Raw genomic sequence first — 25,205 nt, 5'->3', positions numbered from 1 at the left:
TCTGTACACCAGATGGCAACCGACTACTACGGCGTCCTCGGGCTGTCCCGGGGCGCGTCCGACGCCGACATCAAGAAGGCCTACCGGCGGCTGGCGCGCGACCTGCACCCCGACGTCAACCCCGATCCCGAGGCCAAGGAGCGCTTCCAGGAGGTCAGCCGCGCCTACCAGGCGCTGACCGACCCGGACAAGCGCCGCATCGTCGATCTCGGCGGCGACCCCTTCGACGCCGGCGCGGGGGCCGCCGGCGGCTCACCCTTCGGCGCCGGGGCCGGCTTCGGCGGGCTCGGCGACATCATGGACGCCTTCTTCGGCGGCGGCGCCATGGGCGGCCGGGGCCCGCGCAGCCGGGTGCGCGCCGGGGACGACGCGCTCATCCGCCTCGAGCTCGACCTGGAGCAGACGGTCTTCGGCACGACCGAGGAGATCACCGTCGACACCGCCGTCCTGTGCGGCACCTGCAGCGGTGCGGGCACCGCCCCGGGCACCCACCCGGTCACCTGCTCCACCTGCTCCGGGCGCGGCGAGGTGCAGAGCGTGCAGCGCTCCTTCCTCGGCCAGGTGGTCAGCTCTCGGCCGTGCCCGACGTGCGCCGGCACCGGCCAGGTCATCCCCGACCCCTGCCCCGAGTGCGGCAGCGAGGGCCGGGTCCGCGCCCGCCGGACCATCCCGGTCAAGGTGCCCGCCGGCGTCGAGGACGGCATGCGCATCCGGCTCACCGGCCGCGGCGAGGTCGGCCCCGGCGGCGGGCCGGCGGGTGACCTCTACGTGGAGATCCGCGAGCGCCCGCACGAGGTCTTCACCCGCGACGGCGAGGACCTGCACTGCCACGTCACGCTGCCGATGACCGCCGCGGCGCTGGGCACCACGCTGCCGCTGACGCTGCTCGACGGCGAGGACACCGACGTCGACGTGCGGCCGGGCACCCAGTCGGGCACCGTCCTCACGCTGCGCGGCAAGGGCGCGCCGCGGCTGCGGGCCACCGGCCGGGGCAACCTGCAGGTCCACGTCGACGTCCAGACGCCGACCCGGCTCGACGCCGAGCAGGAGAAGCTGCTGCGCGAGCTCGCCGCGCTGCGCGGTGAGGACCAGCGGCAGCCGTCCGCCGAGGGGCACGGGGGGCTGTTCTCCCGGGTCCGGAACCCGTTCAGGTGAGCGCCCCGGCCACCGACGACCAGCACCCCGTGCAGGACGGCTCCCCGCTGTTCCTGCTCGACGAGCTCCCCGACGCCGCGGAGCTGGTCGTCGGCGGCGCCGAGGGCCGGCACGCCGTCGACGTGCTGCGGCTGACCCCCGGCGAGCCGGTGCGGGTCGGGGACGGCCGCGGCACCGTCGTCGAGGGGACCGTGCTCGACGCCGGCCCGGCCGGCCTGCGCGTGCAGGTGACCGCCCGGCACGAGGTGCCCGCGCCGGAGCCGGAGTTCGTGCTGGTGCAGGCGCTGCCCAAGGGCGACCGCGGACCGCTCGCGGTGGAGCTGGCCACCGAGCTCGGCGTCGACCGGATCGTGCCGTGGGCCGCCGCCCGCTGCGTCACCCGGTGGCGCGAGGACCGCGTGGAGAAGGGCCTGGCGAGGTGGCGCGCGGCGGCGCGGGCGGCGGCCAAGCAGGCGCGCCGGCCGCGGGTGCCCGAGGTCGCCGGCCTGCTGACCACCCGGCAGGTGTGCGGCGAGCTCGAGGACGTCGACCTCGCGCTGGTCCTGCACGAGCAGGCCCGCACCCCGCTCACCGGCGTCGAGGTGCCCCGCACCGGCACGGTCGCCGTCGTCGTCGGGCCCGAGGGCGGGCTGACCGACGGCGAGGTCGTCGCGCTGCGCGCCGCCGGGGCGCGGGCGGTGCGACTGGGCCCGGAGGTGCTGCGGACCTCGACCGCCGGCGCCGCCGCGCTGGCCGCCCTGTCGGTCCGCACCCGCTGGTCCTGACGGCGGGGTCGCGCCGGGATCAGGTGACCTGATCGTGGGGCGTCCTCCCGCACGGTGGGACGTGGGGGAGGACGCGCTGCGGTGCGGGAGGACGGTCGGCGCGCCGTAGGGTCCGACCGTGACCGACTGCCTGTTCTGCCGGATCGTCGCCCGGGAGATCCCCGCCGACGTCGTGCACGAGACCGACCGCACGCTCGCCTTCCGCGACGTCAACCCGCAGGCCCCGACGCACGTGCTGGTGATCCCCAAGGACCACCACCCGACGGTGGCCGCGCTGGCGTACGCCGACCCCGACCTGCTGGCCGAGGTCGTCCGGGCCGTGTCGGCGGTCGCCGTCCAGGAGGGCCTGGCCACCGACGACGGCGTCGAGCCGGGCTACCGGGTGGTCACCAACACCGGTCCGCAGGCCGGGCAGTCGGTCGACCACGTGCACCTGCACGTGCTCGGCGGCCGCGACCTGCGCTGGCCCCCGGGCTGAGCCGCGCGGACGGTGGCAGGGTGGCCGGCATGACCGACGCCGGCAGCGCCGCCCCCGTCCGGATCGAGCGGGACGGCGACGTCGCCGTCGTCGTGCTCGACAGGCCGCCGCTGAACCTCTTCGACGAGCCGGTGTTCGCCGCCCTGGAGCAGGTGGCCGCCGAGCTGGTCGGGCTCACCGCGCCCGGCCGCCCCGACCGCGCCCGCGCGGTGCTCGTCGAGGCCCGCGGGCGGGTCGTCTCCGGCGGGGTCGACGTCACCGCCTTCCGCGACATCGCCGAGGGCCCCGACCCGGCGCAGGCCGGCGCGGCGCTGTGGGCGCGGCTGCTGCGCGTGGCCCAGACCGTCGAGGACCTGCCGGTGCCCACCGTGTTCGCCGCGCACGGGCTGACCCTCACCGCCGCCTTCGAGCTGGCGCTGGCCTGCGACCTGCTGCTGGCCGCCGAGCGGGCGTCGTTCGGGCTGGTCGAGATCGTCGTCGGGCTCACCCCGTCGATGGGCGGCCCGCAGCGGCTGGCCGAGCGGGCCGGGCCGGCGCGGGCCAAGGAGCTCATCTTCACCGGGGAGCGGTTCCCGGCCGCGGTCCTGGAGCGGTGGGGCGTGGTCAACCGGGTGCTGCCCGACGAGGGGTTCGCCGCGGCCGCCCGCGACACCGCGCACCGGCTCGCGGCCGGCCCCACGGTGGCGCACGCGGCCACCAAGCGGCTGGTCACCACCGCCGTGCGGCACGGCGCCCGGGCCGCCGACGACATCACCCCGCAGGTCTCCGGGCCGCTGTTCGCCACCGCCGACCTGCGCGGCGCCGTCGCCTCGTTCCTCGAGGAGGGACCCGGCAAGGCCACCTACCAGGGGCGCTGAGCCGGTCGCGGACGGGATTCCCGGTGGCGGCCCGCGGGTAGACTCGGACGGTCAGATCCCCGTGTCAGGAAGGCAGGGTCGAGGGTTCTTGCCCGACACCTCCCCGAACGTCCCCGTGCCCGGCGTGCCCACCTCGCGTGAGGCCTCCGCCCAGGCCGCCGCGGCGGACGTCGCCACCGCTCTCGCGACCCCCGCGCCGGCGGCGGTCCGCACCACCATCACCGTCCCGGACTCGGTGTCCATGGTCGGCCTGCTCGGCTCCGGCGACGAGCTGCTGCGACTGGTCGAGGGCGAGCTCGAGGCCGACGTCCACGTGCGCGGCAACGAGATCGCCGTGACCGGGCAGCCGGCCGACAACGCCTTCGCCGTCCGCGTCTTCGACGAGCTGATCGCGCTGCTGGGCACCGGCCAGGCGCTGCGCCCGGACTCGGTGCGCCGCGTCATCGGCATGCTGCGCAGCGGCGGCTCCGAGCGCCCCGCCGACGTGCTGAGCCTGGACATCATCAGCCGCCGGGGCCGCACCATCCGGCCCAAGACGCTCAACCAGAAGCGCTACGTCGATGCGATCGACGCGCACACCGTCGTCTTCGGCATCGGCCCGGCCGGCACCGGCAAGACCTACCTGGCCATGGCCAAGGCCGTGCAGGCGCTGCAGACCAAGCAGGTCAACCGGATCATCCTCACCCGGCCCGCAGTCGAGGCCGGCGAGCGGCTGGGCTACCTGCCCGGCACGCTCAGCGAGAAGATCGACCCCTACCTGCGGCCGCTCTACGACGCGCTGCACGACATGGTCGACCCGGAGTCCATCCCGCGGCTGATGCAGTCGGGCACCATCGAGGTCGCCCCGCTGGCCTACATGCGCGGACGCACGCTCAACGACGCGTTCGTCATCCTCGACGAGGCGCAGAACACCACCGCCGAGCAGATGAAGATGTTCCTCACCCGGCTCGGCTTCGGCTCGAAGATCGTCGTCACCGGTGACGTCACGCAGGTGGACCTGCCCGGCGGCGCGCAGAGCGGGCTGAAGGTGGTGCGGGAGATCCTCGACGGCATCGAGGACGTGCACTTCGCCAACCTGACCAGCTCCGACGTCGTCCGCCACCGGCTGGTCGGCGACATCGTCGACGCCTACGAGCGCTGGGACGCCTCCCACCAGCAGGGCGCCGGCCGGCCCGCGACGCCCGCCCGCCCGGCGCGGCCGACCCGCCGGCAGGGGAGCTGAGCGCCGTGCCCGTCGAGGTCGCCAACGAGTCCGAGATCGCCGTCGACGAGGCCGAGCTGACCGGGATCTGCCGGTACGTGCTCGCCGAGATGGGCGTCAACCCGATGGCCGAGCTGTCGGTGCTGTGCGTCGACCCGGACTACATGTCGGTGCTGCACGAGCGCTGGATGGGGGAGAAGGGCCCGACCGACGTCCTGGCCTTCCCCATGGACGAGCTCGACACCGCCCGTCCCGACGACCCCGAGCCCGGCCCGGCGCTGCTCGGCGACGTCGTCCTGTGCCCCTCGGTCGCCGTCCGGCAGGCCCGCGCCGCCGGGCACTCGATGGACGACGAGCTGCTGCTGCTGGCCACCCACGGCGTGCTGCACCTGCTCGGCTACGACCACATGGAGCCCGAGGAGGAGCGGGAGATGTTCGGCCTGCAGAACCGCCTGCTCGAGGGCTGGCGGTCCGCCCCGCGGCAGCCGGTCACCGGCGAGCCGGCCGAACGGGGCCAGTCCTCCCGGTGAGGGCCCCGCGATGAGCGCCGGTGCGGTGACCCTGCTGGTGGTCGCGATCTGCCTGGTGCCGCTGGCGGGCGCCTTCGGCGCCATGGACGCCGCCCTGCAGCGGGTGTCGCTCGCCCGGGTGGAGGAGCTGCGCCGCGACGGCGTCCGGCGCGCGGTCCGCCTCGAGCAGGTGCTCGGCGAGCGCGCCCGCGCCGTGGCGCTGCTGCTCCTGCTGCGGATCGTCTGCGAGATGGTGGCGGCGGTGCTCGTGGCCGTGCTGTTCGTCCGGGTCCTGGGTATGGGCTGGCAGGCGGTGCTGGCCGCGGCCGGCGTGATGGTGGTGGTCAGCTACGTGCTGGTCGGCGTCGGGCCGCGCACGCTCGGCCGCCAGCACGCCTACCCGATCGCGCTGGCCACCGCCGGCGTCGTGCGGCTGCTGGTGCGGGTCCTCGGGCCGGTCGCGACGCTGCTCATCCTCATCGGCAACGCGATCACCCCCGGCCGCGGCTACCGCGACGGCCCGTTCTCCACCGAGGTGGAGCTGCGCGAGCTCGTCGACCTCGCCGAGGAGCGCGGCGTGGTGGAGTCCGGCGAGCGCAACATGATCCACTCGGTGTTCGAGCTCGGCGACACCATCGCCCGCGAGGTGATGGTGCCGCGCACCGACGTCGTCTGGATCGAGCGGACCAAGAGCGTCCGGCAGGCGCTGGCGCTGGCGCTGCGCAGCGGGTTCAGCCGCATCCCGGTGATCGGGGAGAACGTCGACGACGTCGTCGGCGTCGTCTACCTCAAGGACCTCGTGCGCCGGTCGCAGAACCTCGGCGACGCCCGCGGGCCCCGGGTCGAGGAGCTCATGCGCCCGCCGGCGTTCGTGCCGGAGTCCAAGCCGGTCGACGAGCTGCTGCGCGACATGCAGGCCCGCCGCACCCACATCGCCATCGTCGTCGACGAGTACGGCGGGTTCGCGGGGCTGGTGACCATCGAGGACATCCTCGAGGAGATCGTCGGCGAGATCGCCGACGAGCACGACGCCGTCCAGCGGCCGCCGGTCGAGCACCTCGAGGACGGCTCGGTGCGGATTACCGCCCGGCTGCCGGTCGAGGACCTCGCCGAGCTCTTCGACGTCGAGCTGCCCGGCGACGACGACGTCGAGACCGTCGGCGGCCTGCTCGCCCGCGAGCTCGGGCTGGTGCCGATCGAGGGGTCCTCGGCCGACGTCGCCGGCCTGCACCTGGTCGCCGAGAGCACCGGCGGGCGGCGCAACCGCATCGACACGATCCTGGTCACCCGGCTGCCCGACGCCGACCCCGAGCACCAGTCCGGGGCCACCCGGGCGGAGGTCCCGGCCACCGTCGAGACGTGAGGAAGGACCCTCCCGCCCACCACCGCTCGCAGGCTCGCGCCGGGCCCCTGCGGGAGGGCCGGATCCACCGGTAGGAGACTCCTCCTGTGCCCGACCTGCAGCCCGAGGACGCCAAGCTCGTCACCCTCGCCCGCTCCGCGCGCGGCCGCACCGCCGCCGCCGAGGGCGCCGCGGTCCGCGACACCGACGGGCGCACCTACGTCGCCGCGTCGGTGGCGCTGCCCTCGCTGACCCTCTCGGCGCTGCAGGCCGCCGTCGCCGCCGCCGTCTCCAGCGGGGTGCAGGGGCTGGAGGCAGCCGCGGTGGTGTCCGACGCCGACGCCGTCGAGCAGGCGGGGCTGGCGGCGGTGCACGACCTGACGCCGTCGGCCCCGGTGTTCCTCGCCGGCCCCGACGGCACCGTCCGCGCCACCGCGTGAGCGCCCGCGATGATCAGGTGACCTGATCGTGCAGCGTCCTCCCTCACCGTGGGACGTGCGGGAGGACACCGCAGGATCAGGTCACCTGATCCCCGCCACCTCCGCGTGGGTGTCACCCGGCGGTGGGAGACTGGACCGGTGAGCACGCCGGAGCAGCCGTACCGCAGCGGCTTCGCCTGTCTGGTGGGCCGCCCCAACGCCGGCAAGACCACGCTGACCAACGCGATGGTCGGCGAGAAGGTCGGCATCGTCAGCAACCGGCCGCAGACCACCCGGCACGCCATCCGCGGCGTCGTCCACCGGCCCGGCGGGCAGCTCGTGCTCGTCGACACCCCCGGCCTGCACAAGCCGAAGAGCCTGCTCGGCCGTCGGCTCAACGACGTCGTCCGCGACACCCTCTCCGAGGTCGACGTCGTGGTGTTCTGCATCCCGGCCGACCAGCCCGTCGGCACCGGCGACCGGTTCATCGCCCGCCAGCTGCAGGACGTGAAGGCCCCGGTGGTCGTCGTCGTCACCAAGACCGACGCCGCGTCGAAGAAGCAGGTCGCCGAGCAGCTGGTGGCCGCCAGCGCGCTGGTCGAGGCCGCCGAGGTCGTGCCGGTCAGCGCGGTGCGGGGCGACCAGGTCGAGCTGCTGGAGGACCTGCTCGTCGGCCTGCTGCCCGAGGGGCCACCGCTCTACCCCGAGGAGCAGACCACCGACGAGGACACCGACCGGCAGATCGCCGAGCTCGTCCGCGAGGCGGCGCTGGAGAAGGTGTTCCAGGAGGTGCCGCACTCCCTCGCCGTCACCGTCGAGGAGCTGGTCCGCCGCCCCGACCCCAAGCGGGAGGGCGCCGAGCTGGTCGAGGTGCACGCGCTGCTGCACGTCGAGCGCGCGAGCCAGAAGCCCATGCTGCTGGGGAGGGGCGGGTCGGTCATCAAGGCCATCGGCACCGAGGCCCGCGCCGGCCTCGAGCAGCTGCTCGGCGCGCGCGTCCACCTCGACCTGCACGTCACCGTCCTCGGCGAGTGGCAGGACGACCCGAAGAAGCTCAACCGGTTGGGTTACTGAGTGAGCACCACACCGAAGTCGCTGTACCGCGACGAGGGGGTCGTCCTGCGCACCCAGAAGCTGGGGGAGGCCGACCGGATCGTCACGGTCCTCACCCGCCGGCACGGCAAGGTGCGGGCGGTGGCCAAGGGCGTGCGCCGCACCAAGAGCAAGTTCGGGGCCCGGCTCGAGCCGTTCAGCCACGTCGACCTGCAGCTCTACACCGGCCGCAACCTCGACGTCGTCAGCCAGGCCGAGTCCATCCGCTCCTACGGCTCGGTCATCGCCGGCGACTACCCGGCCTACACCGCCGGCACCGCGGTGCTCGAGACCGCCGACCGGCTGACGGCGGAGGAGAAGGAGCCCTCGTTGCGGCTGTTCCTCCTCGTCGTCGGGGCGCTGCGGGCGCTGTCGGACCGCACCCGCCCCGCCGGGCTGGTGCTCGACGCCTTCCTGCTGCGCGCCATGTCGGTGGCCGGGTGGGAGCCGGCGCTGGGCGACTGCGCGCGGTGCGGCACCGAGGGCCCGCACCGGCACTTCTCCGTCCCGGCCGGCGGCTCGGTGTGCCGCGAGTGCCGCCCGACCGGCTCGGCCATGCCCAGCCCGGTCACCATCGAGCACCTGGAGGCCCTGCTGTCCGGCGACTGGGAGCGGGCCGAGGCCAGCGAGAGCGCGCAGCGCCGGGAGGGCAGCGGCCTGGTCGCGGCCCTGCTGCAGTGGCACCTCGAGCGCGGCCTGCGGTCCCTGCCGCTGGTCGACCGCTCCGACGTCGCGCCGCGGCGGGAGGCGGGCCTGCTGAGTGAGGCGTGAGGTGAAGGCACCCGACCCCCACCCGTCGGGCGCCACCCCGCCGCCGATCCCGGCCGACCGGGTGCCCCGGCACGTGGCGATCGTCATGGACGGCAACGGGCGGTGGGCCAAGGAGCGCGGACTGCCCCGGACGGCGGGTCACGAGGCGGGGGAGTCCTCGCTGTTCGACTGCGTCGAGGGGGCCATCGAGCTCGGCGTCGGGGCGATCAGTGCCTACGCCTTCTCCACGGAGAACTGGCGGCGCAGCCCCGAGGAGGTCCGCTTCCTCATGGGCTTCAACCGCGACGTCATCCGCCGCCGCCGCGACGAGATGCACGAGCTCGGCGTGCGGGTGCGCTGGGCCGGCCGCCGCCCGCGGCTGTGGCGCAGCGTGATCAAGGAGCTCGAGATCGCCGAGGAGCTCACGAAGGACAACGACGTCCTCACCCTCACCATGTGCGTCAACTACGGCGGCCGCGCCGAGATCGCCGACGCCGCCGCGGCCATCGCCCGCGAGGCCGCCGCCGGCCGCCTGGACCCGGGCAAGGTCGACGAGCGCACCGTCGCGCGGTTCCTCGACGAGCCCGACATGCCCGACGTCGACCTGTTCGTCCGCAGCTCCGGGGAGAACCGGACGAGCAACTTCCTGCTCTGGCAGTCGGCCTACGCGGAGTTCGTCTTCCTCGACACGCTCTGGCCCGACTTCGACCGCCGTCACCTGTGGGCCGCCTGCGAGGAGTTCGCCTCCCGCCAGCGCCGCTTCGGCAAGGCCTAGCGGCACCCTCGCACGGCCCCGCCACGAGCTCGCGGGCCGCGGCGGAATCCGTTGACAGTCCGGCGGACCGGCCCGACAGTGGCGGCTCCCCCGACAGAGGACGGACGACACCACCGTGAGCGAGAGCACCGCCGCGCCCCCGCACGCCCCGACCCCGGCGCAGCCCGGTGACCTGACCGACCACCTGGTCGCCACCGACGTCTGGACCGACCAGATGCTGAGCGAGGCGGGCATCCCCGTCGTCGACGTCCCGTTCGTCACCGTCGGCGGCGGCGTGGGCTCGTTCGTGCTCGTCGACTACCTGCGCATCTGCGGTGTCCCCACCGACGCCATCCGCGTGCTGACGCCGCTGCGCACCCCCTGGGAGAGCTACGAGTACCTGACGGCGGTCTCCCAGATCCCGCGCGGCGAGCGGCTGCGCTCGGACTCCTCCGGCACCCCGGACAACATCTGGGGGTTCCCCGGCTACGCCATCCGCGAGGCCCTCCAGGGCAACCTCCGGGCGGCGTGGAACGTCCTCGTCGAGCCGGTGTTCGCCGACTACTACACGCCGAGGGCCGGGATGGTCTTCGAGTCGATGGAGAAGGAGATGCACCGGATCCGGTGGCCGGAGATGGTCGTCCCCGGGCAGGTCCGGATGGTCCGCCGGCGGGCCGGCGGCGGGTACTTCACGGTCCTCACCCCGCCGGAGGGCGCCACGCCGACCCGGCGGATCGCCTACCGCAGCCAGTTCGTGCACGTCGCCGTCGGCTACCCGGGCCTGCGCTTCCTGCCCGACCTGCAGCGGTACCGATCGGAGCACAACGACTACCGGCGGGTGGTCAACGCCTACGAGCCGCACGAGCACGTCTACGAGCGGCTGGCCCTGCGTCCCGGCACGGTGCTGGTCCGCGGCGGCGGCATCGTCGCCTCCCGCGTCCTGCAGCGGCTCATCGACGACCGCGACCGCCGCGGCCTGAATACCCAGATCGTGCACCTGTTCCGCTCCTACGTGGACAAGCCGCACGGGCCCAGCCTCTTCATGCGCCGCAAGGGCGCCGACGGCTGGGCCTACCAGGGCTTCAACTGGCCCAAGTCGACCTGGGGCGGCCAGCTGCGGGCCCGGATGGCCAAGCTCGAGGGCGAGGACCGCGTCCGGATCTACAAGGAGATGGGCGGCACCAACACCCCGGCGCGCCAGGACTGGCAGGAGCAGCTGGCCCGCGGCCGGCAGCAGGGTTGGTACCGCGTCGTCATCGGGCAGATCGACGGCATGCGGCCGGTCGGCGACCTGGTCGAGGTCTCGGTGGACACCGACCAGGGGCGGCACGTCGGCACGTTCGACCACGTCGTCGACTGCACCGGGCTGGAGGCCGACATCCGCGAGCACCGGCTGCTGGCCGACCTGCTCGACCACTCCAACGCCCAGCGCAACCCGCTGGGCCGCCTCGACGTCGAGGCCGACTTCGAGGTCACCGGCACCCGCAACGGAGGCAAGGTGTACGCCTCGGGCAGCGCCACGCTCGGCGGCTACTTCGCCGGCGTGGACAGCTTCCTCGGCCTGCTGGTGGCCGCGCAGGAGATCACCGACGACCTCGCGGCCCAGGGGTTCGCCCGGAAGCTCACCCCGGGGCGGTCCACCAGCCAGTGGTGGAAGTGGGTCCGCAACACCACCATCTGACCGCCCTCCCGACCTGCGAGAGAGACACCCGTGATCCCCACCCTCAACGGCCGCATCCAGACCCGGGTCTTCCTGCTGGCCACCGTCGGCGTCCTGTGGACGCTCGTGTTCACCCCGCTGCTGCCCACCGGGGCGCCGCTGGGCGCCTCCTACGGGGCCACCTTCTCGGTGCTGCTCGTCGTCACCGTGCTCGGCGTGCTCTGGGAGTTCGTCTACCACGGCCTGCAGCAGTTCCGGTGGGAGAAGGACTGGCCGACCTTCTTCACGCTCGTCACCGGCATCCCCGAGGGGCTGCTGGTCTGGTTCCTGCTGGCCGGCGGCGCCACCTGGGTCGACAGCATGCCGGGCCCGGCGTTCGTGCTCCTGTTCTCGACCACCTGGCTGCTGGTGTTCCTCGTCGCCAACGGCCCGATGCGCGTGCCGTTCGTGCACTGGCGCAACCAGGGCGGGAAACTCGTCTGATGTCGAGTCCCCCGCCTCCGCTTCCCGGTGACGCCACGGCGGGGGCCACGGTCACTCCCTTCGACCAGGTCGCCGTCCAGGTGGCGCAGGGCCCCGACCTCGTCGTCCGGCTGCCCGGCGTGCTCCTCGTCGTCGCGGTCCCCCCGCAGTCCACCGCGAGCGCCGCGCCCCCTCCCCGCCCGACGCTCGCGGGCTGGGGGCCGGCGCCGGTGCCGGCCCCACCCGTGGCCGTGCCGGCCGGTGACGCGCCCCTCGGCGAGCTCGTCACCATCTGCCGCCGGGTCTCCGCCGCCGGTGCGCGCGCCCCCGGCGTGCGGCTGCACGAGGAGCTGCGCACCTGGCTCGGCACGGTGGCCGCTCCGCCCTCGTTCGCCGTCGTCGCCGCCACCGAGGACGGGCTGGCGCTCGTGCTCGTCGGCGGCGGGACCGCCGAGGTGCCCGACCTCGGGCTGCGGCTGACCGCGGCGCAGGGGGAGGACCTGGGGAACGGGACGGGGGTCGTCGACCGCTTCGTCGCCTGGCCACCGGCGGTACTGCACCTCTCGGCCGGCTCGCCGGTGACCACGGCGCCGCACCCGCTGGCCGACCTCGTGGCCGGTGTCGTCCCCGGCGCCGCCGCGGTGCTCTCGCCGTCGCCGGCACCCCCGCCGGTGCCCCCGCCGCCGTCCGGGACGGCGGCGACTCGCCTCCCGGCGCCGCACGTCGGGACGCCGCTGGTGGAGGTCCCGCCGGTGGGCGAGCGCGTGGCGTCCGCCTCCGCCGCCGGGCCGGCGCTGCCGCCTGAACCGGCGGCGCCCCCGCCACCGGCGCCGGAGCTGCCCGCCCCGAAGCGGTCGGCGCGGCTGTTCGACGCGCCGGCCGACGCCGAGCCGCCCCGCGAGCCCCTGCCGATCCCCGGCGCCGAGCCGACGTCGACCCGGGCCGCGGAGCCGGAGGACGACCGGGCGAGGGTCAAGGGGATCGTCTGCAAGAACGGTCACCTCAACGACCCCCGCGTGAGCTTCTGCGCCCTGTGCGGGATCCGCACGACCCAGCAGACCGCCGTCCTGGTCGAGGGCGTGCGCCCGCCGCTGGGCCTGCTCGTCTTCGACGACGGCGCGACGGTGAGCCTGGACGCGGACTACCTGCTGGGCCGGGAGCCGGAGACCGACGCGCGCGTGGCCTCCGGGGACCTGCGACCCCTGCTCGTCGTCGACCCGACCGGTGGCGTCAGCCGGCACCACGCCGAGATCCGCCTCGAGGGGTGGGACGTGCTGCTGGTCGACACCGGCTCGGCCAACGGCACGCTCGTCGCCCCCCGCGGGGCCCCGGGATGGGGGTCGCTGGTGCCCCACCAGCCGGTCCGGCTGACCCCGGGCATGGCGGTCCGCATGGGCGGCCGGCAGTTCGCCTTCGAGTCCCCGCACGGCGCCTACTGACCCGTCCGGCGCCCGTCCCCGGGCGGGGACGGGCGCCGTCGTGTCACCCGCGGGCGGTCGTGCTCTGCCCCCGGTGCGGACCAGAGCACGACCGTCCGCGGCAGGACCACGGGGCGGAGCCCCGGCCGCACCCGGGACGCGACGGAGCCCGCGTCCCCTCGAAACGGGACGCGGGCTCCGGGACGAGGTGGCTCAGGCGGCCCCGGGCCGGGCGGCGATGCCGGCGAGGGTCTCGTCCATGTCCCGGTCGGCGTCGGCCGTGCCGGCGTGCACGAGCAGGATCGGCGTCAGGTCGTCGCCGGCCGGGACGGCGCCCGCACCCGCCGGGACCACCAGCAGCGCGGGCAGCGCCTGGCTCTCCGGCTCGACCTGCACCCCGGCCCGGCGCAACGAGTCGGCCACGCCGCGCTTGACCCCGCGGCGGCCGTCGCCGGCGCGCAGCTGCAGCGGCACCTGCCGGCCCAGCGAGGCGTGCGCGGCCAGCCGGAGCGCGGCCCGGCCGTCGGCGCCGCCGTCCTGCAGCACCGCGACCGGCCCGTGCGGCTGCAGCGTCGCGGAGCCGAGCTCGCCGGAGACGGTCACCACCGAGCCGTTCAGCGACGCGGGCCACGGGGTGTCGCCGTCGGCGGTCAGGGCGCCCTCGCCGAGACCCCAGCCGCTGCGGACCAGCACCACGTCGGCACCGCTGCTGCCGGCCAGGTCGGCGACCTCCGCCCACGGGTCCTCGCTGAAGCGGGAGGCCACCGACGCCCGGAGCCCCCGCGCCTCCACCTGGCGGGCCAGCGTGCGCAGCTCGCCGGCGACGGTCGCCATGAGCTCGAGGTCGGCACCCAGCCCGGAGGAGACCTCCGGCTTGGGCCGCGACCGCCGCACCACGCGGGTGAGGACCACCTGCGCCGGCTGCTCGCGGCCGACCAGGTCGCAGGCGAGGTCCACGAGGCCCGCATCGCGGTCGACGTCGTCCACCACGACGACGACCGTGTAGGCCTCGGTGAGGCCCATCTCGGCCCGCTCGGCCGCGGCGATGTCGCGGTCGAGGACCCGCTGCGGGTAGATGACGTTGAGCAGCGGCGAGGTCATCACCGTGGTGACGACGGCCATGATCACCATGAGCGTGAACATCTCGGCGTCGAGCACACCCTGCTGGACGCCGATGTTGAGGATGACCAGCTCGGTCAGCCCGCGGGTGTTCATCAGGGTGGCCAGCGCGCTGGCCTGCCGGCGCGGCACCTTCTGCGCGCGGGCCGCCGCGTACGCGCCGACGAACTTGCCCGAGATGGCCACCAGCAGGATCAGCGCCAGCTCGCCGAGGCCGGTGAGGTCGATGGCGCCGATGTCGACCTGCAGACCGGTGACGACGAAGAAGACCGGCAGCAGGAGCAGCACGCTGACCTGCTCGAGCCGGTCGATGATCTCGTGGTTGAGCCGGGCGGCGCCCTTGCGGGGCATGACCACGCCGAAGAGGAAGGCGCCGAAGATGAAGTGGATGCCGATCTCCTCGGCCACCCAGGCGCTGGCCAGGATGCCGATCAGCACGCCGGCGAGCATCTCCGGGGTGAGCTGGCCCAGCCGCTCGTAGCGGGTGACCAGCACCCGCAGCACCGGCTTGACCACCAGGAACATCACCAGGGCGAACACGATCGACAGGCCCAGGATGAGCACGACGCCGGAGAACGAGCCGGCCGCGACGATCGCCACGACGACGGCGAGCAGGCACCAGGCGAGGACGTCGTCGACGGCGGCGCAGGCCAGCGCGAGGACGCCGGTGGGGATCCGGTGCATCTGCCGCTCGGCGAGGATGCGGGCGAGCACCGGGAACGCGGTGATCGACATCGCCACACCGAGGAAGAGGGCGAAGCCGAGGTAGGAGATGGCCGAGGTGGTGCCGTCCTCGGCGGTGAAGACGTCGTGGTGGGTGTGCAGGTAGGTGGCCAGCAGCACGCCCAGCGCGAAGGGCAGCAGGATCGAGGCCAGCGACACCGACACGGCGATCTTCTCGCGCCCGCGGATGAACGACAGGTCGACCTCGAGGCCGATGAGGAACATGAACAGGACCAGGCCGAGCTGGGCCAGCACGTTGAGGAACGGCCGGATGTCCGGTGGGAACAGCAGGGTGTCCAGGTCGCCGGGCAGCGCGCCCAGCAGGGTGGGCCCGAGCAGGATGCCGGCGACGATCTCGCCGATCACCGCCGGCTGACCGACCCGGCGGGCGAGTCGGCCCATCAGGCGGGCGAGGACCATGATCACGGCCAGGTCGATGAAGACGTAGGCGACGATCTCTGCGACGGGGCGCGGCTCCACGAGATCTCCGGATGGCGTGTGACGGGTGGGTGCGGGTCACCCGGGGACTGTCGCGACCGCGGCGCGGTCACGGGCCGTCCGAGGGGTCCCGGGCGGCGACGGGCGCGGAGCGTAACGGCGGTCCGCGGGACGTGGGGGTCTTCGGCACGTGGCGGTGCGGGACCGATCCGGCGGGACCGATCCGGCGGGGCGGATCGGGTTCCCGGACGGCGGTCCGGCGGGCACACTGTCGCGCTGCCGCGTCGCGGCGTCCCGGTCGTCCCGGGGGGAGAGCAGCGTGTCAGGAGGACAGGGATGGATGCCGTCGGCCTGGTGGGCCCGGCGCCTGCCACCATCGCGGACTACCAGGTGGTCCGCGTGCTCGGTGAGGGCAACAACGGCCGCTTCTACCTCGCCCGCCCGCCGGCGCGGCTCGGGCTGCCCGACGAGTACGTCGCGGTGAAGGTGTTCACCGGCACGCACAGCGAGCAGGCCTACGAGCGCGGGGTGCGCGAGCTGCGGGCCTTCGCCCAGGTGGCCTCGCCCTACCTGGTGAAGGTCTACGACGCGGTGCTCCAGGACAGCTTCCTGTACGCCATGGAGTACTGCCCGCTCGGCTCGCTGGCCGCCCCGGCCCGCCCGCTCAGCCGCGGCGAGGTGCTGCGGGCGGTGGCGCACGCCGCCCACGCCGCGCACGCGCTGCACGAGGCCGGGCTGACCCACGGCGACATCAAGCCGGCCAACATCCTGCTCACCGACGACGGGGGCAAGCTCTCCGACCTCGGCCTGGCCCGCTACCTCGCGCCCGGCGTCACGCTGACCGGGATGGCCAGCGCCGCGTCCGTCGAGTACCTGGACCCGGCGCTGCTGCGCGGTGAGCGGCCCTCCCGGGCCACCGAGGTGTTCGCCCTGGGCGCCACGCTCAACCGCGCGCTCACCGGCACCGGCCTCTACGGCGAGCTGCCCGACGGCGAGCCGCTGCTGGCGATCCGCCGGGTGATGAGCGCCGAGCCGGCGATCAGCGCCGGGCTGACCGACGACGAGGCCGCGCTGGTCTCCGCCTGCCTGGCGCCGGTCGGCCAGCGGCCGGCGACCGCGCTGCAGGTGGCCGAGCGCCTCGACGCGCTGGCGGCGGCCACCCGCGCCTGAGCGCGGCGCCCGACGACGAGGGCCCCGTCCTCACCGGCCGGTGGGGACGGGGCCCTCGTCGTGTCGGGACCGCCGGGTGCGGGTCAGCGCTGCACGAAGTCGCTGTGCGCGCTGTCCTGCCACCACTGGTAGAGGGTGGCCAGGCCCTCCTGGCCGCCGTTGGCGATCACGACGATGCCCTCGGCGGCGAACTCGTCCTGGGTCCAGTACAGGACGGCGTTGTTGTCGGCGTTCACGAAGCAGCCGAGCCGGCCGGCGCTCTGCCCGTTGATCGTGTACTCGTCGTAGCCCTGACCGGTGGCGCAGTCCGGCTGGCCGGTGAACGCGCTGACGCCCTCGCGCTCCATGTCGGCGAGGAAGACCTCGCTGACGGCCGCCGCGTCCTCGTACAGGTAGAACGACGACGCCTCGGGGCCGGGCTGGGTCGCCGCGGCACCGCAGTTCACGGTCGCGATGTCGCCGTCGCCGGCCGGGTCCCCGGTCTGGCAGGCGGCGGGGTCGAAGTCGCCGGGGATGATCCCGAGCAGCTGCTCCTCCGGGTCGGGGTCGGTGGTGCCGCCCGTGTCCGTGCCGGTCCCGGTGTCCGTGCCCGTGCCGGTGTCCGTGCCGGTGTCGGAGCCGCCGTCGGCGGTGGTGTCGGTCGGGGTGTCGCTCCCGCCGAAGCCGCCGGCCAGTGCGATGACCCCGATGACCACGGCCACCAGCGCCGCCGCGATCCCGCCGATGAGCAGCGGCAGCCGGTTGCGCCGACCCGCGCCGGTCGGTGTGGCCCCGCCGGGGGACGGGACGAAGCCCTGGCCGGCCGGGGGGCCGTAGCCGGTGGGGCCGCCGGGGTTGGACGGCGGCCCGTAGCCGGTGGGGGCGCCGGGGTTCGACGGCGGGCCGTAGCCGGTGGGCGGCCCCGGGTTGGACGGCGGCCCGTAGCCGGTCGCGACGCCGGGGTTGGACGGCGGGCCGTACCCGGTGGGGGCGCCGGGGTCGGACGGCGGGCCGTAGCCGGTCGCGACGCCCGGGCCCGCCGGCGCGGCGTAGGCAGCCGCGGGGACACCGGTGACCGAGGGGGCACCGTACGTGCCGGGCGGGCCGGGGTTGGAGAAGCCCACGGTGTGCGGCCGCACCGGCAGCGGCGTGACCGAGGTCGGCGGCGCGGCCTCGGGCCGGGGGGCGACCCCCGCCGAGGACAGCGCCGCCCGCGCGGCCGCGGCGAGCTCACCGCAGCTGCCGTAGCGCTCGCCGGGCTCCTTGGCCAGGCCCTTGAGGACGACGTCGTCGAGGCCGTGCGGCAGGCCCGGCCGCAGCTGCGACGGCGGCGTGGGTGGGTTGTTGAGGTGGGCGAACATGAGCGTGGCCAGCCCGTCGCCGGTGAACGGCCGGCGGCCGGTGAGGCACTCGAACAGCACGCAGGCCAGCGCGTAGACGTCGACGCGCTTGTCGATCGGCTGCTCGAGGAACCGCTCGGGCGCCATGTAGTCGAACGACCCGAGCGCCGCGCCGGTCTGGGTGAGCGCCGGCCCCTGCCCGTCCGACGTGGACCGGGCGATGCCGAAGTCCACCAGGTACACGAACTCGTCGTCGCCGGTGCCGGTGAGCAGCACGTTGGACGGCTTGACGTCGCGGTGCACCAGGCCGTCGGCGTGGGCGGCGTCGAGGGCCCGTGCGGTCTGGCTGACGATCGACACCGCCCGCTCGGGGCTCATCGGCCCCTGCTCGGCCAGCACCGCCGCCACGTCGCGGCCGGGCACCAGGCGCATGTCGAGGAACAGCCGCCCGTCGATCTCGCCGTAGCGGTGGATCGGGACGATGTGCGGCTCGTTGAGCCGGGCCGCCAGGTGCGCCTCGCGCCGGAACCGCTCCCGGTAGCCGGAGTCGGAGGCCAGGTGCTCGGAGAGCACCTTGAGCGCGACCGTGCGGTCGTGCTCGGTGTCGAAGGCGCGGTAGACCTCGCCCATCCCGCCGCGGCCGAGCAGCGCCTCGATGCGATAGGGGCCGAACTGTTGCAACTCCACCGGTGTTCCTCCGTGTGCCGCAGCCCGGGCGCTCGTCGGATCCGGGCGCCGGGTGCGGGTCGTCGGCGGAGTCTAGGGACGGCGACCGACCCCGACCAGCGTCCTCGCCACGGCAGGTGGTCGCGGTTGCGCATCGGCGATCTGCGTCCTCGCCCGCACGGGCGAGGTCGCAGAACTGGCGCGCAGGAAACGGTAGGCGGATCGGCGGAGCGTCACTAGCTTGCACTCGCTCTCGGGCCCCCACGCCCACCCCTGCGAACGGAAGAAGCACGATGAGTCAGCCCCCCGGCCCGTACGGCGCGCCGAGCCAGTACGCCCCGCCCGGTCAGTACGGCGCCCCCGCCCAGTACGGCGCCCCCGGCCAGTACGGCGCCCCCGCGGGCCCCGGCGGCCCCGGTGCCTTCGGTCCGGGCGGACCGGGTGGTCCGGGCGGCCCGGGCGGGTTCGGCCCCGGCGGCTACGCCCGGCCGCCGCAGAGGAAGAGCGTGCTGCCCTGGGTGGTCACCGCTCTGGTCGTGGTGGCCGCCGGCGTCGGCGTGCTCCTGTTCTTCCTGCTCCGCGGTGACGACACCCCCGCCACCCAGGCCGCGGGCTCGTCCTCGTCGGCCGAGTCCTCCCAGGGCTCGGACGAGGGCTCCGGGGAGGGCTCCGGCGGCAGCGAGGGCGCCGGCGGCGGGATGGAGATGGGCGGTCCGGTGACCGTCCCCGGCGGCGCGGGCACGCCCGGCGGCGGGGGCAGCACCGGCGGCGGTACCACCGGCGGCGGCAGCACCGGCGGCGGCAGCACCGGCGGCGGCAGCACCGGCGGCGGGATGACCGAGCAGACCGGCGGCACCGACACCGGCCAGTACGAGGGCTCCGGCGACATCGCGCTCGCCTGGGTGCAGGCGGCCTTCGACTTCGACTACACCACGCTCTACAACATCTCCTGCGCCGGGCTGCAGGACGCCGCGGTGCAGGGGTCGCAGGGCACGGAGTTCGCGCCCGACGAGTACCTGACGCTCTTCTTCTACACCGACGTCCTCGGTGGCCTGGCCATCACCGACGGCGTCCTGGTGAGCGTGGAGTACGACGCGGCCAACGCCGTCGACGTCGCCACCTTCGAGCTCACCCTCGAGGACGGCAGCGTCCAGACCGTCCAGCTCTGGGTGGACCAGAACCTGCTCGTCTGCAACTTCGGCTGACCGCACCCACCCGACGGCCGGTCCCCGCACCCGCGGGGGCCGGCCGTCGGCGTCCGTCCGCCGCTGCTGCTGCACCATGGGCCGGTGTTCGCGGTGACCCGGTTGCGGGTGTCCCCGTCGGCGGCCGCCGACCTGTCCACCGACCTCGACCGGTTGCTGGCCGCGCTCGCCGCACGTCCCGGCTTCCTCGGCGGCGAGGCCGGCCGGTGCGCCGACGACCCGGGCCTGTGGGCGCTGGTCACGCGCTGGGGCGGCGTCGGCGCCTACCGCCGCGCGCTGTCGGCCGCGGAGGTGAAGATCGCCGGGGCGCCGGTGTGGCTGCACGCGGTCGACGAGCCGGGGGCCTACCTCCCGCCGGGATGAGCCGCCGCCACCGCGCGGGTGCGTAGCCTGCGTCGGACAGGACGAGCCGGGGGAGGACAGGCGCGATGACCCAGCCGCCGCAGGACGGGACACCGCCCGACCGCACCCGCGAGGCCCGCCTGCCCCCGGTGCCGCGGGGCCCGGGCCGGCCGGCGGTGCCCGACCAGCCCACCGACCGGCTCGCCGGAGGACCGCCCGAGCAGCGGGACCCGACCCTGCGGCTCGGTGGCCCGGCGGCGTCCGGGCCCCCGCAGCCTCCCCCCGGCCAGCAGCCCCCGTGGGGCCAGCAGCCGCCCTACGGGCAGCAGCCCCCCTGGGGACAGCAGCCCCCCTGGGGACAGCAGCCGCCGTACGGCGCCCCCGGCTACGGCGCGCCGGGCTACGGCGGCCCGGGCTACGGCGCCCCCGGCTACGCACCGCCGCAGCCGCCGAAGAAGGGCCGCGGCCCGCTGATCGCCCTGCTCGCCGCGCTCGGCGTCCTGCTCGTGGGCGGCGGCGTGCTGGCCGTGCTCCTGCTGACCCGGGACGACGGCGGCAGCGGGGCCGCGCCGGCGAGCACCTCGGCGACCACCTCCTCGAGCGCACCGACCTCGTCGTCGGCGCCGTCGTCGTCGGCCGGGCCCACCGGCGGGGGCGGCTTCGGCGGCGGCGCGGGGGCACCCACCGGCGGCGGGGGTGGCGGTGCCGGCGGCGGGGAGCTCAACCTCCCCGAGAGCCCGGAGTTCGCCGCGGCCTGGGTGCAGGCGGTGGTGGACCGCGACGGCGAGACCGCCCGCGCCGACCTGTGCGCCGACGGGCAGGCCCAGCTCCCCGACGCCGCGGCGCTGCTGGCCGACTTCGACGCCTTCCTCGGCGGGCAGATCACCGACGGCACGGCCACCGGTGCGGCCCCCGCGGGCGACGTCGACGAGGTCACCTTCGACGTCACGCTCGACGACGGCAGCCAGGTCTCCTTCGTCGTCACCGTCGTCGACGAGGGCGGGCCGGCCGTCTGCGGCTACACGCAGGCCTGACGCGGCGCCGTCAGCCGCCGAAGAGGGTCTCCAGCTGGGCCCGGAAGGTCAGCACCGACAGCGTGCCGAACAGCAGGATCGCCCACACCAGCGCACCCAGCCGCACGCCGCGCACGCGGATCGGTGCCGGCAGGATCCTGCGGTTGACCAGGATCAGCAGGCCCGCGTAGAGGAACATCATGAACCCGCCGACGACGGCGGAGATCACCAGCAGCACCAGGGGCTGGTCGAGGCCGGCCAGCAGCACCACGATGCCGACGAGGACCAGGCCCCACACCAGCGCCGCGTAGACCTTGCTCTCGTTGGCGTCGCGGGCGTACGAGGTCTTGATGACGTCGGCGGCGAGCCGGCTGGTGTAGTCGACGATCCCCAGTGCGGCGGCGAAGAGCGCGAAGGCGCCGACCGCCCAGAAGAAGTACTGGAACCAGGAGCCGACCCGCTCGCCCAGCACCTGCCCCTCGGTCTCGATGAAGCCGATGTCGTTGGAGACGTCGTCGCGGCCGAACACCGTCGAGTAGGCCAGCAGCGAGGTGAACAGGATCGTGACGAACGTGATCAGCACGAACGTGGACAGCTGCTCGACGTTGGCGAACCGCCACCAGCCGCGCCACCGACGCAGGTTGTCCGGGGTCGGCTCGAACACGTAGCCGGTGCTCGGCACCGCCTCCGGCTCGCCGGTCACCGGGCTCATCAGACGCGGCACGTAGGCGCCCATGCCGAAGCCCTTGTCGCGGATCCAGTTGGACTGCACCAGGTTCTGCCCGCCGCCGCCGCCGGCGAAGGCCAGCGCGCCGAGCAGCAGGGCGAAGCCCAGCTCCTCGGCCGGGATGCGCGGCCGGGTGACCACCTGCGGCAGGTCCGACCACGCCGAGGCGCCCACCGCCACGACCGCGGCCACGGCGAAGAGCAGCAGCACCGCCGCGACCTTGAGCATCTGCGCCCGCTCCAGCGCGACGTAGACGACCGGCGCGAGGGTGAGGACCAGCCCGATGACGACCAGCATGCCGATCGCGATCCAGCGCGGGTCCCCGCCGCCGACCAGGTAGGTGACCAGGGTCGCCGAGCTGGTCGACCAGCCCGGCCACAGGTTGGCGAAGTAGGTGAGCAGCGCGAACACCAGGCCCCAGTGCCGCCAGAACCGGCTGAACCCGGTGAGCGCGGTCTCGCCGGTGGCCAGCGTGTACCGCTCGATCTCCATGTTGAGGAAGTACTGGGTGACCAGCCCGACCAGGGCCGCCCACACGAAGACCAGCCCGACCTGGGAGGCGATGTAGGGGTAGAGGATGAACTCCCCGGAGGCCAGGCCGACGCCGGCGGCGATGATGCCCGGGCCGATCAGCCGCAGGTAGCGGCGCGGCTCGTCGGGCATGTCCCGGACCTCGGGCCGCGGGTGGTGGCGCGTGGGGAACGCGGCGGCGACGTCCGCCCCCGGGGCGCCCCGGGCGGCTCCGGCGCGGTCTGACCTGGCCATCGGACCTCCTCGGGCGTGGCCGCCGGTCCCCGACGGCGTCTCGGCGCTGCCCAGGGGGTCAGTCTGGCCGGGGACGGACGGCGACGCCACGTGTCGCCCGACTACCGTGGGCGGGTCAGCCGCCGACCGCCAGCCGGATGGAGCACCGAGCTCGTGAGCGCCAGCACCACCCACGACCCCGCCCGCCTCGACAAGGTGGTCAACCTCTGCAAGCGCCGGGGGTTCGTCTTCCCGTCCGGCGAGATCTACGGCGGCACCCGCTCGGCCTGGGACTACGGGCCCCTCGGCGTCGAGCTCAAGGAGAACATCAAGAAGCAGTGGTGGCGCACCGTCGTCCAGAGCCGTGACGACGTCGTCGGCCTGGACTCCTCGGTGATCCTGCCGCGGCAGGTGTGGGTGGCCTCCGGCCACGTGGGCGTGTTCACCGACCCCCTCGTCGAGTGCCTGCACTGCCACAAGCGCTTCCGGGCCGACCACCTGGAGGAGGACTTCGCGGCGCGCAAGGGCCACGAGGCCGAGCACGGCCTGCTGGACATCTCCTGCCCGAACTGCGGCACCAAGGGCCGGTGGACCGAGCCGCGCGACTTCAACATGATGCTCAAGACCTACCTCGGCCCGGTCGAGGACGAGTCGGGACTGCACTACCTGCGCCCGGAGACCGCGCAGGGCATCTTCGTGAACTTCGCCAACGTCATGGGGGCGGCGCGGAGGAAGCCGCCGTTCGGCATCGGCCAGATCGGCAAGTCCTTCCGCAACGAGATCACCCCGGGCAACTTCATCTTCCGCACCCGCGAGTTCGAGCAGATGGAGATGGAGTTCTTCGTCGAGCCGGGCACCGACGAGGAGTGGCACCAGTACTGGATCGACGAGCGCACCCGCTGGTACGTCGACCTGGGGATCGACCGAGACAACCTGCGGCACTACGAGCACCCGAAGGAGAAGCTGTCGCACTACTCGACGCGCACCGTCGACATCGAGTACCGCTTCGGCTTCCAGGGCTCGGAGTGGGGTGAGCTGGAGGGCATCGCCAACCGCACCGACTTCGACCTGAAGACGCACTCGGAGCACTCCGGCGTCGACCTGTCCTACTTCGACCAGGCGGACAACACCCGCTGGACGCCCTACGTCATCGAGCCGGCAGCGGGGCTGACCCGCTCGCTGATGGCGTTCCTCGTCGAGGCCTACACCGAGGACGAGGCGCCCAACGCCAAGGGCGGCGTCGACACCCGCACCGTGCTGCGGCTGGACCCCCGCCTGGCGCCGGTCAAGGCCGCCGTCCTGCCGCTGTCGCGCAACGCCGACCTCTCGCCCAAGGCCCGCGACCTCGCCGCGAGGCTGCGCCGCACCTGGAACGTCGACTTCGACGACGCCGGCGCGATCGGCCGCCGCTACCGCCGCCAGGACGAGATCGGCACCCCGTTCTGCCTCACCGTCGACTTCGACACCCTCGAGGACCAGGCGGTCACCGTGCGGGGCCGCGACTCGATGGGCCAGGAGCGCGTCGGGCTGGACCAGGTCGAGAGCTACCTGGCCGCCCGCCTGCCCGGCTGCTGACGCGGGCACGTCCGCGGACCTGCCCGCGTGCAGATCCGCGGACGTGCCCGGGTCTACCGGGCCGCGCGCCGGCCCGGGCGCTGCCGCTGCGGCGCGACGGCGGGGGCGGCCGGGTGCACCGCGGGACCGCCGTCCTCGAGCAGGTCCCGGGCCGCGGCCAGGACGGCGGGGACGGGGACGCCGGCCACCAGGGACCGGTCGTGCCCGCAGCGGGACCGGCTCTGGTCGACCCCGCAGACCGGGCAGTCGGTGCGGGCAGAGACGGCGACGCGGTGCCGCCGCCGGGTCAGCGGCCCGGCGTTGAGCAGGTTGTGCTCGAGGAAGACGCCGACGGTCGCCGTCCCCACCGCCGCCGCGAGGTGCCGCGGGCCGGAGTCGTTGGCGACCACCACCCGGCAGCGCGCCAGGACGCCGGCCAGCGCCCCCAGCGACAGCCGCCCGACCAGGTCGAGCTGCGGCGCCGGCGTCGCCGCGCGGATCGCGTCGGCCGCCCGCCGGTCGTCGGCCCCCGAGCCCACGACCACCACCCGCACGCCGTCGGCGGCCAGGGCGCCGGCGACGGCTGCGAAGCAGGCGGCCGGCCAGCGGCGCCGCGGGTCGCTGGCGCCGGGGTGCAGGGCGACCAGCGGCTCGGGCCCGGCGGGCAGGACGGCGTCGGCGGCCGCGGCGTCGGCCGGGGTGACCGCCAGCCGCGGCTCCAGGGTGACCGGCACCGCGCCCACCAGCCCGACCAGCTCCAGGCAGCGCAGCACCTCGTGCTGGTCGTAGACGTAGGGCAGCCAGCGGTCCAGCGGCGGGGCTCCCCCGTCCCGCGCGCCGGCGGTGACCCGCGCGCCCAGGGCAGTCACCAGCGGGTTGGAGTTGCCGCCACCGCCGTGCAGCTGCAGCGCCAGGTCGTAGCCCTCGGCCCGCTGCGCGCGCAGGAAGCGGTGCACCTCGGGGTGGTCGCGGGAGGCGCCCGGCGCGTCGTGGACGCCGGGCCACGGCGGGACGGCGACCACGCGGTCCCACGGCCCGGGCCGGCCCTCGAGCAGCTCGGCGTGCCACGGCCGGCCCAGGTAGGTGATCTCCGCGTCGGGGTGGGCCGCCCGAAGCGCTGCGAGCGCCGGGAGGGTCATCACCAGGTCGCCCAGCAGGTTCGCGCGCAGGACGGCGATGCGCTCCACGCCGGGCACGGGTGCGCCGGCGGGCGGGAGCGGCGCTGACCTCGACACGCGTCCTCCTGACCTCGGGCTGCGGAGAACCGCCGTGCCCAACCAGAACGCCCTCGACACGTGCGCCAGCCGGACACCTGCGTACACCT

General features: G+C 74.9%; 23 protein-coding genes. 19 read left to right on the top strand and 4 right to left on the bottom strand.

Going from position 1 to position 25,205, the window contains the following annotated elements; all coding sequences use genetic code 11:
* Positions 1-12: 12 nt before the first annotated feature.
* The 14 genes from dnaJ to ACI780_RS19315 all read left to right on the top strand — a co-directional run bounded on the left by dnaJ (position 13) and on the right by ACI780_RS19315 (position 12,882).
* Entirely contained in the window at positions 13-1,155 is a 1,143-nt protein-coding gene (gene dnaJ / locus ACI780_RS19380) for a molecular chaperone DnaJ (protein WP_457005029.1), read from the top strand.
* On the top strand, positions 1,152-1,919 hold the full coding sequence (locus tag ACI780_RS19375) for a 16S rRNA (uracil(1498)-N(3))-methyltransferase (protein WP_457005026.1): 768 nt from the start codon (positions 1,152-1,154) through the stop codon (positions 1,917-1,919). The genes dnaJ and ACI780_RS19375 overlap by 4 nt, the downstream gene beginning before the upstream one ends.
* 118 nt (positions 1,920-2,037) lie before the next feature.
* Positions 2,038-2,397, top strand: a complete 360-nt coding sequence (locus tag ACI780_RS19370; protein ID WP_456872716.1) for a histidine triad nucleotide-binding protein — start codon at positions 2,038-2,040, stop codon at positions 2,395-2,397.
* Positions 2,398-2,426: 29 nt separating this feature from the next.
* Positions 2,427-3,254, top strand: a complete 828-nt coding sequence (locus ACI780_RS19365) for an enoyl-CoA hydratase/isomerase family protein (protein WP_457005024.1) — start codon at positions 2,427-2,429, stop codon at positions 3,252-3,254.
* Between the two features lie 124 nt (positions 3,255-3,378).
* A complete protein-coding gene (locus ACI780_RS19360) occupies positions 3,379-4,476 on the top strand; it encodes a PhoH family protein (RefSeq protein WP_456872714.1) in 1,098 nt (365 codons plus the stop codon).
* Between the two features lie 5 nt (positions 4,477-4,481).
* On the top strand, positions 4,482-4,985 hold the full coding sequence (gene ybeY, locus ACI780_RS19355) for an rRNA maturation RNase YbeY (RefSeq protein WP_456872713.1): 504 nt from the start codon (positions 4,482-4,484) through the stop codon (positions 4,983-4,985).
* A gap of 10 nt (positions 4,986-4,995) precedes the next feature.
* The gene (locus ACI780_RS19350) at positions 4,996-6,327 is read left to right on the top strand and encodes a hemolysin family protein (RefSeq protein WP_457005021.1); all 1,332 of its coding nucleotides are present in this window, start codon (positions 4,996-4,998) and stop codon (positions 6,325-6,327) included.
* Positions 6,328-6,413: 86 nt separating this feature from the next.
* Positions 6,414-6,746: a cytidine deaminase gene (locus ACI780_RS19345; RefSeq protein WP_457005019.1), complete on the top strand. Its 333-nt coding sequence runs from the start codon at positions 6,414-6,416 to the stop codon at positions 6,744-6,746.
* A 138-nt stretch (positions 6,747-6,884) separates the two neighbouring features.
* Complete coding sequence (gene era, locus ACI780_RS19340) at positions 6,885-7,799, top strand: GTPase Era (RefSeq protein ID WP_456872710.1); 915 nt, start codon at positions 6,885-6,887, stop codon at positions 7,797-7,799.
* Complete coding sequence (recO, locus tag ACI780_RS19335) at positions 7,800-8,588, top strand: DNA repair protein RecO (RefSeq protein WP_456872709.1); 789 nt, start codon at positions 7,800-7,802, stop codon at positions 8,586-8,588. It abuts the gene before it with no gap.
* A 1-nt stretch (position 8,589) separates the two neighbouring features.
* Complete coding sequence (locus ACI780_RS19330) at positions 8,590-9,342, top strand: isoprenyl transferase (protein ID WP_456872708.1); 753 nt, start codon at positions 8,590-8,592, stop codon at positions 9,340-9,342.
* Between the two features lie 115 nt (positions 9,343-9,457).
* Positions 9,458-11,002, top strand: coding sequence for a hypothetical protein (locus tag ACI780_RS19325; protein ID WP_457005016.1), 1,545 nt, complete (start codon positions 9,458-9,460; stop codon positions 11,000-11,002).
* A gap of 30 nt (positions 11,003-11,032) precedes the next feature.
* The gene (locus ACI780_RS19320; RefSeq protein WP_456872706.1) at positions 11,033-11,464 is read left to right on the top strand and encodes a hypothetical protein; all 432 of its coding nucleotides are present in this window, start codon (positions 11,033-11,035) and stop codon (positions 11,462-11,464) included.
* Positions 11,464-12,882: an FHA domain-containing protein gene (locus ACI780_RS19315; RefSeq protein WP_457005014.1), complete on the top strand. Its 1,419-nt coding sequence runs from the start codon at positions 11,464-11,466 to the stop codon at positions 12,880-12,882. The genes ACI780_RS19320 and ACI780_RS19315 overlap by 1 nt, the downstream gene beginning before the upstream one ends.
* A 192-nt stretch (positions 12,883-13,074) precedes the next feature.
* Here the strand turns inward: ACI780_RS19315 and ACI780_RS19310 are convergent, their stop codons facing one another.
* Positions 13,075-15,183: a cation:proton antiporter gene (locus tag ACI780_RS19310; RefSeq protein ID WP_456872704.1), complete on the bottom strand. Its 2,109-nt coding sequence runs from the start codon at positions 15,181-15,183 to the stop codon at positions 13,075-13,077.
* 294 nt (positions 15,184-15,477) lie between these two features.
* Between ACI780_RS19310 and ACI780_RS19305 the strand changes: the two genes are divergently transcribed.
* Entirely contained in the window at positions 15,478-16,311 is an 834-nt protein-coding gene (locus ACI780_RS19305) for a protein kinase domain-containing protein (RefSeq protein ID WP_456872703.1), read from the top strand.
* An 83-nt stretch (positions 16,312-16,394) separates the two neighbouring features.
* Here the strand turns inward: ACI780_RS19305 and ACI780_RS19300 are convergent, their stop codons facing one another.
* Complete coding sequence (locus ACI780_RS19300) at positions 16,395-18,317, bottom strand: protein kinase domain-containing protein (RefSeq protein ID WP_456871625.1); 1,923 nt, start codon at positions 18,315-18,317, stop codon at positions 16,395-16,397.
* A gap of 272 nt (positions 18,318-18,589) precedes the next feature.
* Between ACI780_RS19300 and ACI780_RS19295 the strand changes: the two genes are divergently transcribed.
* The 3 genes from ACI780_RS19295 (at position 18,590) to ACI780_RS19285 (ending at position 20,877) form a co-directional block, all read left to right on the top strand.
* Positions 18,590-19,501, top strand: a complete 912-nt coding sequence (locus tag ACI780_RS19295) for a hypothetical protein (protein WP_456871624.1) — start codon at positions 18,590-18,592, stop codon at positions 19,499-19,501.
* Between the two features lie 84 nt (positions 19,502-19,585).
* Complete coding sequence (locus ACI780_RS19290; protein WP_456871623.1) at positions 19,586-19,864, top strand: antibiotic biosynthesis monooxygenase family protein; 279 nt, start codon at positions 19,586-19,588, stop codon at positions 19,862-19,864.
* Between the two features lie 65 nt (positions 19,865-19,929).
* On the top strand, positions 19,930-20,877 hold the full coding sequence (locus ACI780_RS19285) for a hypothetical protein (RefSeq protein ID WP_457005010.1): 948 nt from the start codon (positions 19,930-19,932) through the stop codon (positions 20,875-20,877).
* 10 nt (positions 20,878-20,887) lie between these two features.
* On the opposite strand, the gene ACI780_RS19280 is transcribed toward ACI780_RS19285, so the two are convergent.
* A complete protein-coding gene (locus ACI780_RS19280; RefSeq protein ID WP_456871621.1) occupies positions 20,888-22,348 on the bottom strand; it encodes an Nramp family divalent metal transporter in 1,461 nt (486 codons plus the stop codon).
* Positions 22,349-22,501: 153 nt separating this feature from the next.
* Between ACI780_RS19280 and ACI780_RS19275 the strand changes: the two genes are divergently transcribed.
* Positions 22,502-23,902: a glycine--tRNA ligase gene (locus ACI780_RS19275; protein WP_456871620.1), complete on the top strand. Its 1,401-nt coding sequence runs from the start codon at positions 22,502-22,504 to the stop codon at positions 23,900-23,902.
* Between the two features lie 53 nt (positions 23,903-23,955).
* Here ACI780_RS19275 and ACI780_RS19270 read toward each other — a convergent pair whose 3' ends face one another.
* Positions 23,956-25,116, bottom strand: a complete 1,161-nt coding sequence (locus tag ACI780_RS19270; protein WP_457005007.1) for a glycosyltransferase family 9 protein — start codon at positions 25,114-25,116, stop codon at positions 23,956-23,958.
* Between the last annotated feature and the right edge of the window lie 89 nt (positions 25,117-25,205).

The organism is Geodermatophilus sp. SYSU D00814 (genome assembly GCF_054050055.1).
The sequence above is the reverse complement of the archived record's forward strand: the minus strand, read 5'-3'. Positions and strand labels throughout refer to the sequence as shown.

Excerpts from the sequence above, each read along its gene's own strand:
- dnaJ (WP_457005029.1), top strand. The coding sequence starts at position 13 with ATGGCAACCGACTACTACGGCGTCCTCGGGCTGTCCCGGGGCGCGTCC.
- ACI780_RS19365 (WP_457005024.1), top strand. The coding sequence starts at position 2,427 with ATGACCGACGCCGGCAGCGCCGCCCCCGTCCGGATCGAGCGGGACGGC.
- ACI780_RS19350 (WP_457005021.1), top strand. The coding sequence starts at position 4,996 with ATGAGCGCCGGTGCGGTGACCCTGCTGGTGGTCGCGATCTGCCTGGTG.
- ACI780_RS19315 (WP_457005014.1), top strand. The coding sequence starts at position 11,464 with ATGTCGAGTCCCCCGCCTCCGCTTCCCGGTGACGCCACGGCGGGGGCC.
- ACI780_RS19305 (WP_456872703.1), top strand. The coding sequence starts at position 15,478 with ATGGATGCCGTCGGCCTGGTGGGCCCGGCGCCTGCCACCATCGCGGAC.
- ACI780_RS19295 (WP_456871624.1), top strand. The coding sequence starts at position 18,590 with ATGAGTCAGCCCCCCGGCCCGTACGGCGCGCCGAGCCAGTACGCCCCG.
- ACI780_RS19285 (WP_457005010.1), top strand. The coding sequence starts at position 19,930 with ATGACCCAGCCGCCGCAGGACGGGACACCGCCCGACCGCACCCGCGAG.
- ACI780_RS19280 (WP_456871621.1), bottom strand. The coding sequence starts at position 22,348 with ATGGCCAGGTCAGACCGCGCCGGAGCCGCCCGGGGCGCCCCGGGGGCG.